A 10281-nucleotide genomic window follows, 5' to 3' on the forward strand; every position below is an offset into this window, starting at 1 on the left:
ACCGGAGATTTATCTGGTGATGGGACACCAGGTTCTTACGAAAATTTACAAGCTTTTTTCGAGCGACTTCAGGTACCAACTTACTGTTTACCTGGAGATCACGATTCTGCTAAAGCCATAGACCAATACTTAAGTTTGGGTTTAGTATCACGACGCAAGTGTTTTGAAAGGGGTGGATGGAATTTTATTTTGCTCAATTCATCTATTTCCGGTCAGGAAAAGGGTTATTTATCTACTAAAACGTTATCTTGGTTGGAGGAGGAATTGGAAGCTGTTGGAGATAGTCCAACTGTAGTGGCTTTACATCATCCACCTTTTCCAATTAATTCCAAATGGTTAGATAATAACAATTTGGAAAATCCGCAAGAGTTTTTCCAAGTTCTAGATCGTTATCCACAGGTGAAACTAGTTTTATTCGGTCATATCCATCAAGAATTTCAAGAACAACGTGGTAGCGTATCTTACCTTGGAACGCCTTCAACTTGTATCCAATTTCGACCAAAAACTCCATCTTTGACTATTGACAGCAAATCCCCCGGTTTTCGTTTGCTCAAGCTTTATCCCAACGGAGTTTGGGAAAGTTCTGTTGAGCGAGTCGATTACTACAATCCTTTGGATATACCTGCGATGGGATATTAAAATAAAAGTGATTTAAAATTTTTGACTGATAATGTGCCAAAATGAGGGGTTATTCTCAATAAACCTATATTTAGGATGTTTTATCAGCCATTATGGTAGGTATTTCTTACGGTGTGCTCCTATTTGCGAAACAATACACCTACGTATTTTTTATTTTAATTATGCTGTCATTAGCTAGAGATATCAGCTAGTAACATTACAAAAGAATATTTTTAAGAAGTTAAGATCTATTGATTTGAAGTTTTGACTTCACTCGCAAAGCTCTGTTTGCGAACAAAATGAAACGGTCCAGCAACAGAACCCCAAACCCGTTCATCTGTTTCGACGTCCCTTCCCCGATCGAGACTAAAAAAATTCTCCGCGTCAATTTCAAATTCGTTGTCTAGATAAGTTGTTTTTTCATTTCTAACAACTACACAAGATTTACCTGGTTCGACCCTACCTTTGAAGCTCTTACCAGTCCATTCCACAATCATGTTACAACCAGGCATATCTTTTAAATCCTCAATTGTAAGCTTGCTGAGGCGCTCTGGTTGACGGGATGCACCATAGAATAATTTTTCATCGTTGAGAGTATAATGTTTGATAACAATATTCTCTTCAGTGGGAGTTAATTTCATAACTCGCATTCGGTAAGGTTGATTTAATGCAAAATCATAAGCCTGTTCTAAAAATAAGCTAACTCCAGATAGCAAATCTAGGGGTAAGGGACGAATACATACGCGAATATGAGCAAAAAAAGGTGGGTTTTCGTAAGCTTGTTCTTGATTGCTAAAATCAGCAGCCATCCAGCGAGCGAGGGTTGCTACATCTTTAGAATGGGTCATTATCAGAAATTAATATCTATCTCAAACTAGTATTTTAAGCTTTTATATCTTGACTAAGCCTCAAGAGACGTAGGATGCTACATCTCTACAAAGGTTATAGCTAGTCAAAACCAAGTTTCACACCTTAACCCCATGCGGGGTTAAAAAGTACGCTACAAAAATATTGTAAAACCAATAGTTGGAAGTTTTCCAGGAGAAATTTTTGTCAAACTGCGTCAATACCAAATAAATAAATCAAGCAACTAATAAATAATAAGGATATTTATTCCCTGTCCCCATATGTCCCTAATATCCAATCCCTTATCCCTACAAACATATGAACAAAAAATATTTGAGTATTGCTGTTATTACTTCTATTGGTATTTTTCTACTTTCTCCTGCTTTGGTTTTAGCGAAAAGTAAAAAACCACAACTACCAGATAAATTTCCGCCAAATCCTTTGGAAATCAAGAAAGAAGATCCATTATTACCGTCTGCTGCTCCAAAAGAATCATTAACACGACAAGAGAGAAAAGAACTTGAAGCAGCACTTGATGATTTAAACCAACAAGCGATCGCTCAATTTGAAACTGGAGACAAGCAAGGAGCTTTTGATATTTGGAACCGGGAAATCAGACTGCGTCGTTATTTAGGTATTATTCCCGAAATACAAGCATTGTCACGAGTGGGTGCGATCGCTTGGAGACAAAATAATCGCCAGCAGGTTTTCTATATTACCCAAAGATTACAAAAAATTCAAAAAAATCAAACAAAATCCAAATCTAAAAATATAAATCAAGGAAGAAATTCACAAGAAATAAGTTCACAAGCAAACAACTCACAACTGGAAGTTTTGCAAGCTTTAGGAGAAGCTTATCAGCAAGTAAGAACCCCTAAGGAAGCATTACAAGTATACGAGCTAGTGTTATCAATAGTCAGAGAAAGGGGAGATAGTTCACAAGAAATTGAAGTTCTTAATACCATAGGAAAACTACATTTAGCTTGGTTTGACTATAACAAAGCTGCGGTTACCTATGAAGAATTACTTGGTTTAGCAAACACAAGGGGAGAAGACACCGAGCGAGTTAAATATTTAGAAGAGCTAGCTTATATTTATGAGAAAGCTCAACAACCGCAAAAATCTCTAAGTGTACGCAGAAAATTAACTCAAATTTATTCTCAAGGAAATAATCAACTAGATACTCAACCCGATACTCAACTTAAATTATCCGCACTCAAAATAGCAATTGGTTCTGACTATGAATCTTTAGCAAAGAAAAATCCTGCTTTTTTAGATGAAGCATTTAAAAATTATCAAGAAGCATACATTATTGCATGGGAATTACAACAATATGTGCGTGCTGGAGAAGCTTTGCAAAAACTCATTGCACTGTATTCTTCCCAAGGACAAATAGAAGAAGCATTGCAAACCAGCAAAATCTTGATAGAAACAGCAGTTAGAGCTGAAAACTTATACAGTTTAATGAATGCTTACGACCAAATTGCTAAACTTTATTTGCAACGTCAAGACTACCCCCAAGCCATGGAAGCTCTTCAACAAGGGTTAAAATTAGCCAGACAGCTTCAACATCAAGAAACATACTTCAGTGAAGAGATTAAGAAACTATCTTCTAAGATTAATCGCTGATAATATAATTACAAAAACAACTAAGGATTGATGAAAAATTCTAATTTCATATGAAGTTTATTCGATTAGATTTGACTTTCAGGTCTTAAGAGTTATTGTAGAAATTGTATTCCCCACAAAAAAATTAGTTCATGTGCGAACAATTTAGATATGCACGGTAAACCGAAATTTAGCAGTTCGGTTTATATGACTATTACCAGCACATAATCTTGCTAAATTAAGTAACAACAGCCGATTAATAGTAATTAAATCAATAAAACATCATGAATCATAACACCAATAGTCACTCCCAGTATTTAGATGAAGCACATCCAAGCGAAAACGCTCTTTGGAATTACGTTCAATCCATGAACCCAGATACTATTGCTAAGTTATCCCAACCTGCTTCCAGTGATGTAATGCAAGCAATTGAACGTACTATCGTTAGTATGTTGGGTAATTTACCTCAAGATAATTTTAATGTTCTAATTACGACTAGCCGTGAAAATCTCGGTAAACTTTTAACTTCTGCTATGGTAAATGGTTATTTTTTACGCAATGTAGAACAACGTATGGATTTTGAAAATTATTTACAAATATCTGATACAAATTCAGTAGATGATGAGTAATATTACTAATATAATAAGTTTTTATTTATTAACTTTTCATCTATCATCTTTCTATTTACTCAAAAATCTCCAGTGCAGATGACACTGGAGATTTTTATTCATTTAATTTGCAATCATAAAATATCAAATTTGTTTTATTTATAATTTAAATTCAATTTCCTAATAAATGGGAAATAATGCGCAATAAATCCTCTAATCAGAAATAGTGCCGCAACATATATTTTCATAAAATATATTTTGTAGTTTTTGATACTGATTGATATCAATTCATCTAATCTTTAATTACACTCTATTCTAAATTTTTACCAAGATTTTGCCTCTGTTGATACTAATCAAAATTACAGAATGTGAAATCATTTTACTTAACCGCTTTTTTGTATGAGATTTTAATCAAAACGATCAATTTAGTTCTCTGTAATTAGTAACTAAATGACTGAAAAACTTAAATAATTGACTTGTCAGGGAAATTCTATTGCTTATAGCTAAAAATTGCGGTTCAAAATACCCAATTACTGACGGGTAATCATGAAAGATATAGCAGATAAGATAGTTGTTTTAACCGGCGCTTCAGGTGGTATCGGAGCATTTATTTCCCACGCTCTTGCTAAAGAAAAAGCAATCGTGGTAGGAGTAGCTCTTTCTCAACAAAAATTAAAACAAATCCAAGTTGATATAGAAGCTAATGGTGGTAGATTCATTGGGATTCCATTTGACATTAGTCGGGTGGAAAATTTATCGATTTTAGTACAAAAAATTAACGAACTTGTAGGCTCTGTAGATATTTTGATTAATAATGCTGCAATTGAAAAATTCCGTTATTTACAGCATTATTCCCTAAGCGATATTAATTCGATGTTCTCGGTCAATTTAATAACAGCAATCGAATTAACTCGTTTATTACTTCCCAGTATGCTTGATCGCGATCGCGGTCATATTGTTAGTATTGCATCTGGTTCAGGGAAAAAAGGAATGCCTTACAACAGCGTTTATTCTGCAACTAAAGCTGGTTTGTTGGTATGGACAGATTCAATGAGACAGGAGTTAAACGATTGTAATGTAGATATTTCAGTCATTTGTCCGGGTTATACAAATGCAGGAATGTTCCTCAGGACTGGTTTAGTCGCACCTAAAGTCGCTAATGTAACTGAACCTTCAGAAGTTGCAAACATAGTAATCCGCGCGATTAAGGAAAACCAAGCTGAAGTTATTATTGATGGTTTCTTGTCAAAATTACTATTTGCAATTAGCCAATTGTCACCAAAATTTGGAGATACAGTATTTAGAATTACCGGTATAACAGAGTTATATAAGTCTTATGTGGAAGATCAAGATCCATATAGATAATTCATAATTCGTAATTCTTTGTCGATACATCTGTTCTATTGAAGACGCTACGAATAGATAATATGAACAATAATCATTACGATGTCATCATCATTGGGACTGGTGCTGGTGGAGCTACACTTGCAAGAAAGTTAGCATCAAGTGGAAAAAGAATTTTGGTTTTGGAGCGAGGAAATTTTTTACCTCGAGAAAAAGCGAATTGGGATTCACGAAAAATCTTCCATAATAAATGCTACCGCAATTCAGAATTTTGGCATGACAAAAATGGTAAATCTTTTTACCCAATGACCCACTACTATGTTGGTGGTAATACTAAATTTTATGGTTCTGCGTTATTTCGGATGCGCGAACGAGATTTTGAACGAGTCGAACATCAGGATGGGATCTCTCCTGAATGGTCGCTAAAGTATGGTGACTTTGCACCCTATTATACCGAAGCGGAAGAACTTTACGAAGTCCATGGAAAACGCGGTTTCGATCCAACTGAACCATCATCAACTGAAGATTATCCTTTTGAAGCTATTAGTCACGAACCTTTTGTCCAAAAAATTCATGACGCACTGAAATATAAAGGTTTGCATCCTTTTCCTTTACCATTGGGTATTAAATTAAATGAAACCGATCCAGTTTTAAGTTCCTGTATTCGTTGCGAAACCTGTGATGGTTTTCCTTGTTTGCTTGATGCTAAGGCTGATGCTGATATCATTGGTATCCGTCCGGTCATGACCAATGAAAACTTAACCTTGATGACTGGTGCTAAGGTTTCACGACTTCATACTAGTGCTTCTGGTCGGGAAGTTACTGGAGTAGAAGTAGAAGTCGATAGTAAAAACGATCATCAAAAACTGATTTTCAATGCAGACATTGTTGTCGTAGCCTGCGGTGCGGTTAACTCTGCTTTATTATTACTAAAATCGGCAAATGACCGACACCCCAAAGGATTAGCCAATAGTTCTGACCTTGTGGGACGCAATTATATGGCTCATAAATTTGGGGTAGTGATGAGTTTGTACGTAAGACCCAATCCAACAATTTTTCAGAAAACATTAGCACTCAATGACTTTTATTGGGGAGAAAAAGATTTTCCTTACCCCATGGGAAGCGTACAATTATTGGGTAACGTCGCTAAAGAAAGAATTATTGCAGATGGACCGCCTCTTATGGCAGATTTTATGGCGGAAGCGATCGCAAAAAATTCTAGTGCTTGGTTATTAATGACAGAGGATTTACCAAGCTCAAACAACCGAATACGTATAGAAGGGGAAAAAATATTTCTTGATTATACAAATAATAACGAAACAGCATTTAATCGATTAATTAAACGCTGGATTAAGGTCTTAAAGTCAATTGAAAATCCGACTTCTAAGCTACTACCAGCGTTGCATATTCCTCAAAAAATGACTATTGAACATGTCGCTCATCAATGCGGAACTTGTCGTTTTGGGGAGGATCCAAAAACTTCAGTTCTCGATCTAAATTGTCGAACTCACGATATTGATAATCTTTATATTGTTGACGGTAGTTTTTTCCCTTCTAGCAGTGCAGTCAACCCATCTTTAACTATTATTGCCAATGCTTTGCGTGTAGGAGAGCATTTATTGGAGAGAATTGGTAATGGGTAATTGATGAGAAACAAGAAATAAAAATAGCTAAGAAAATGCTCAGACATACTTTTTTTGCCTGAGCGACTTGTACCCTATCTATGATTACCTATGAATGGCAATAATTATGCAATGGTTATTTAGTTATTTAGTTTTTTATGGTTTAGGGTATGCAAACACTCATCCTGATTCACGTTAACAGCAGCAAGGCTTAGATTTTGTCTGTTGAGTGTCCGGTAAAATACTTTTGATAAGGCTCAATTACTTTATGGTTTGCTTACAGGTCTTACTTAAATTCTGAATTCTAAGCTCCTAATAAATTAAAGATTATAGAGTTCACCACACTTAAAGCAATTGAACCAAACAAAGCACTCCAAAAACCAGAGCGCAAGCGAAATCCCGATACTAACCAAGCTGCAAGACTAAAAACAATCGCATTCACGACAAACACGAATAAACCAAAGGTCAAAATTATTAAGGGAAAGCTAAAAAAAGCTAATACAGGTCTTAAAATTGCATTAAGAATTCCAAAAACTGCTGCTGATACTGCTGCTTTCCCAAAACTATCAATTTCAACTCCTATTGGTAGTCGGGAGATAATCAAAAAACTTACAGTCGTAACTAACCAGGTAATAATAATTCCCATCATTTCATCATCTCCTTATATCTAATTATCTAAAAATCCAAAATTGATGAACCTTAGCTAAGGGCACTCTAATAATAAGGCTACATAACAACATTCATAAGTATGGGTACTGAATATGTAAAATTCTAGTCTGGAATGCTACTTAATCTCAAATTATGTAGGGTATCAGAATCAATCTACCCTAAAACCCTGAAAAAATAGATTAGCTACGCTTAATAACTTAGTTCAATCAATTGTGAATTTTATCCATGATGACAAATTACACAGCCTGACAACGTATCATTATCCCAAAGTAAAATAGTATCCTATCGCTCATATTTTTACTATTTACTGCGCTTATTTCACTCCTAACATCCAAATTATCGTAAATTGTATCTGTTAACTCATAACAACTTTGGAGAGATTCCATTTGCTCCGAATTACTTAATTGAGAATATTTAATTCCTTGCAAAGCTTGTTCGTAAGGTTGAGGTTTTTTGGAAGTAAATGCAATGAAAAAATGGGGATGAAAACCAAATTTATGATATAAGCGAAGGCGGTTCAGATAAGCCTAAATTTATTCGTAGAGACGTGAAATTTCACGTCTCTACAGTGTTATTTTTTTTTTAAATTCTTAACTGAATCGTATTGTGATATGAGCACAAATGCTTAGGGCTATTAGCAAATGTACAAAATCCAGTTTGTTTAATATTCCAAGATTCAAAACACGCGAGCGCAAATTTAATTAATTTTTTACCAATACCTTGCTCCCAAAATCTGGATGTACAACTAGGGGACTAAATAGCCCAAAGTGACCCCAATTAAGAGCTATATTGACTCCTAATATTTGTCCATCTATCTCCGCTGCGAATACTTCTTCAGGATTAGTACACCAACGATTCATATAGTTTAAATCGCTTAGTTTAAATCGCTATCATAATTCTCTGGTATTGGATGTTTGACAAAAGTACCAAAAGCAACCCGAAAAATATAGTTTGCTTGCATTAATTCACTTTCTTTAAGCAGACGAATAGAAATTGACATCTAAGGAACACAGGATAAGTTGATAATTCGCGATCAGTAATTGGCGACCATTTTTATTATTTATTAGTAAAGTTAATAAGCATTATATATAAGATGTGTCACAGGCACATAATTTTTCAAAAAATAGTTATATTATAACGAATAAGCCGGAATAAGACAAATATTTTTTTGATATATTAAGGAAGAAACTTGGTTATTCCCTTTGAATTAACAGCGATGAAAAACTTTTTGTTAAAATAGTTTATATAAATTAATTTTGGTTGGAAAAATACACTTACCCTAGCATGACCCAAATAAAAACTAATATCCAGTCTGATGAACCAAAGGTTACTCGTCTATTTTCTCATTTAGAAAAAGATGGTAACCAACTAAAACATCACCCCGGTAGTGTTTTTGGAAGTGCGGCTTTGCTTGCAGGGAATACAGTTGGGGCAGGAATTTTGGCGTTACCAGCGGTCACTTTACCAAGTGGTATAGTTCCATCTACGGCACTGTTATTTGCAGTTTGGCTATATGTATTGATCTCGGGTCTTTTAATTGCAGAGGTCACCTTAAATAGGATGCGTGTAGAAGGGCGTCCCAATTTAGGTTTCTTGTCAATAGTTGAAGGTACACTAGGTATATTTACTGGTAGGCTGGCTGGGGGTGCGTTCTTATTCTTCCATTACAGTTTGTTGGTAGCTTATATAGCTCGTGGCGGAGATATTCTTTTGGGTGGAGCCTCTCATCTATTGGGTATAGATGGAGTTCTACCTGCATGGGTAGGAGCAATAATGTTTACCTCAATATTTGGTAGCATTTTGTATCTTGGACGAGACAGATTTGTAGAGAAGTTAAATAGTATCTTTGTTGTCGTTGTTATTTTCTCTTTTTTGGGGCTAGTTTTTCTAGAGGGAACGCAGATTCACCCCGTGCGCTTCTTGTTTCAAGATTGGCGAGCCTTACCTGGGGCAGTTTCTGTAATGTTGGTGGCGATGTTTTTCCATAGTGTGGTACCAGTCATCGTTAGCCAGTTGGAAGGAGATGTGCAAAAGATTCGGAAGTCAATTGTTATTGGCTCTTCTATCCCTCTAGTTATGTTCCTGACATGGAATGCTGTAATTTTAGGAAGTATTAGTCCTCAAATCATGGAAAATATTTCCTCGGGGGAAACAATTTTCGACCCCTTACAGTTCCTCTATACCCATGGAGCACAGAATATTTTGGGAGTATTAATTCCTGTATTTTCAGAGTTTGCGATCGTAACTTCCTTTATTGGTTTTTTCTTTGGTTTACGGGATTTTTTCCAAGATATGAATCTGTTTGAGATTAATCAGCCTGTTCCTCGTTTACCGGTAATTTCATTGGTGATGTTTCCCCCTATGGGTTTATCACTTATTAATCCAAACATATTTTTTGGTGCTTTAGATTATGCAGGAAGTTTTAGTATCTCGATTTTAGGTGGGATTCTTCCAGCATTGATGAGTTGGAAACAAAGGGAAGCTGATCGCAATCTAAATAACGACCATCAAATTCTTGCTCCTGGTGGAAAAATCACCTTAGTTTTGACAATTGCGATCGCACTGGTAATTATAATTAGACAAATTTTGTTAATGAGTCCCGAATTTTAAAGTTCTAGTTGATTGTATAAATTTAATTTGCTTGTAGAGGGCTTGAGGAGGGTTTTCCCCTCCACTAATGTCAATGTGTAAGTCCTAGGGAAGAGTGTGAGCTAGATTTTATGACGGCGAACTGGCACGGTAAAGTTTCAGTGGGAAGGATCAAGCTAGGGGTAGTAAAACTATCTTCACTACTAAAAGTTCTATTCTCCGATTGAGTTTTTCCACTATATCCTACATTCCGCACCCTAATCTGTAGCACTCGGTTATCACGGAGAATATATTGGATAAAAATAATCAAATAATACAACTACTATTTTTTTAGTTATAGTGTAATGCGATCGGCGCAGCCGCGTGGCTGATCGTGG

General features: G+C 35.5%; 10 protein-coding genes. 6 read left to right on the forward strand and 4 right to left on the reverse strand.

Annotated elements, in window-relative coordinates; genetic code table 11:
- On the forward strand, positions 1–639 hold a 639-nt coding region (locus tag QNJ50_RS27285), incomplete at its 5' end, for a phosphodiesterase (protein WP_300641930.1).
- A 227-nt stretch (positions 640–866) separates the two neighbouring features.
- On the opposite strand, the gene QNJ50_RS27290 is transcribed toward QNJ50_RS27285, so the two are convergent.
- Complete coding sequence (locus QNJ50_RS27290; protein ID WP_300641932.1) at positions 867–1466, reverse strand: chromophore lyase CpcT/CpeT; 600 nt, start codon at positions 1464–1466, stop codon at positions 867–869.
- A gap of 316 nt (positions 1467–1782) precedes the next feature.
- Here QNJ50_RS27290 and QNJ50_RS27295 point away from each other — a divergent pair, with 316 nt between their 5' ends.
- From QNJ50_RS27295 to QNJ50_RS27310, 4 genes are all read left to right on the forward strand, one after another.
- Positions 1783–3093: a hypothetical protein gene (locus QNJ50_RS27295; RefSeq protein ID WP_300641934.1), complete on the forward strand. Its 1311-nt coding sequence runs from the start codon at positions 1783–1785 to the stop codon at positions 3091–3093.
- 263 nt (positions 3094–3356) lie between these two features.
- Positions 3357–3701 (forward strand): DUF760 domain-containing protein, encoded by a 345-nt coding sequence (locus QNJ50_RS27300; RefSeq protein ID WP_300641936.1) that lies wholly within the window; start codon positions 3357–3359, stop codon positions 3699–3701.
- Positions 3702–4226: 525 nt separating this feature from the next.
- Positions 4227–5045, forward strand: coding sequence for an SDR family NAD(P)-dependent oxidoreductase (locus QNJ50_RS27305; protein ID WP_300641938.1), 819 nt, complete (start codon positions 4227–4229; stop codon positions 5043–5045).
- 62 nt (positions 5046–5107) lie between these two features.
- Positions 5108–6667, forward strand: a complete 1560-nt coding sequence (locus QNJ50_RS27310; protein WP_300641941.1) for a GMC family oxidoreductase — start codon at positions 5108–5110, stop codon at positions 6665–6667.
- A gap of 283 nt (positions 6668–6950) precedes the next feature.
- Here QNJ50_RS27310 and QNJ50_RS27315 read toward each other — a convergent pair whose 3' ends face one another.
- The 3 genes from QNJ50_RS27315 to QNJ50_RS27325 all read right to left on the reverse strand — a co-directional run bounded on the left by QNJ50_RS27315 (position 6951) and on the right by QNJ50_RS27325 (position 8315).
- Positions 6951–7295 carry a phage holin family protein gene (locus QNJ50_RS27315; protein WP_300641944.1) on the reverse strand — a complete coding sequence of 115 codons (345 nt, stop codon included), beginning with the start codon at positions 7293–7295 and terminating at the stop codon, positions 6951–6953.
- A gap of 721 nt (positions 7296–8016) precedes the next feature.
- The gene (locus QNJ50_RS27320; RefSeq protein ID WP_300641947.1) at positions 8017–8175 is read right to left on the reverse strand and encodes a hypothetical protein; all 159 of its coding nucleotides are present in this window, start codon (positions 8173–8175) and stop codon (positions 8017–8019) included.
- Positions 8176–8189: 14 nt separating this feature from the next.
- Positions 8190–8315 carry a hypothetical protein gene (locus QNJ50_RS27325; protein WP_300641951.1) on the reverse strand — a complete coding sequence of 42 codons (126 nt, stop codon included), beginning with the start codon at positions 8313–8315 and terminating at the stop codon, positions 8190–8192.
- A gap of 284 nt (positions 8316–8599) precedes the next feature.
- On the opposite strand from QNJ50_RS27325, the gene QNJ50_RS27330 reads away from it, so the two are divergent.
- The gene (locus tag QNJ50_RS27330) at positions 8600–9925 is read left to right on the forward strand and encodes an aromatic amino acid transport family protein (protein ID WP_300641954.1); all 1326 of its coding nucleotides are present in this window, start codon (positions 8600–8602) and stop codon (positions 9923–9925) included.
- Positions 9926–10281: the final 356 nt, after the last annotated feature.

The sequence above is a fragment of the Mastigocoleus sp. MO_188.B34 genome, assembly GCF_030065675.1.
GTDB lineage: Bacteria > Cyanobacteriota > Cyanobacteriia > Cyanobacteriales > Nostocaceae > Mastigocoleus.

Bases quoted from the DNA above. Each gene is read 5' to 3' on its own strand.
- QNJ50_RS27290 (WP_300641932.1), bottom strand. From the start codon at position 1,466: ATGACCCATTCTAAAGATGTAGCAACCCTCGCTCGCTGGATGGCTGCT.
- QNJ50_RS27295 (WP_300641934.1), top strand. From the start codon at position 1,783: ATGAACAAAAAATATTTGAGTATTGCTGTTATTACTTCTATTGGTATT.
- QNJ50_RS27300 (WP_300641936.1), top strand. From the start codon at position 3,357: ATGAATCATAACACCAATAGTCACTCCCAGTATTTAGATGAAGCACAT.
- QNJ50_RS27305 (WP_300641938.1), top strand. From the start codon at position 4,227: ATGAAAGATATAGCAGATAAGATAGTTGTTTTAACCGGCGCTTCAGGT.
- QNJ50_RS27310 (WP_300641941.1), top strand. From the start codon at position 5,108: ATGAACAATAATCATTACGATGTCATCATCATTGGGACTGGTGCTGGT.
- QNJ50_RS27315 (WP_300641944.1), bottom strand. From the start codon at position 7,295: ATGATGGGAATTATTATTACCTGGTTAGTTACGACTGTAAGTTTTTTG.
- QNJ50_RS27320 (WP_300641947.1), bottom strand. From the start codon at position 8,175: ATGAATCGTTGGTGTACTAATCCTGAAGAAGTATTCGCAGCGGAGATA.
- QNJ50_RS27325 (WP_300641951.1), bottom strand. From the start codon at position 8,315: ATGTCAATTTCTATTCGTCTGCTTAAAGAAAGTGAATTAATGCAAGCA.
- QNJ50_RS27330 (WP_300641954.1), top strand. From the start codon at position 8,600: ATGACCCAAATAAAAACTAATATCCAGTCTGATGAACCAAAGGTTACT.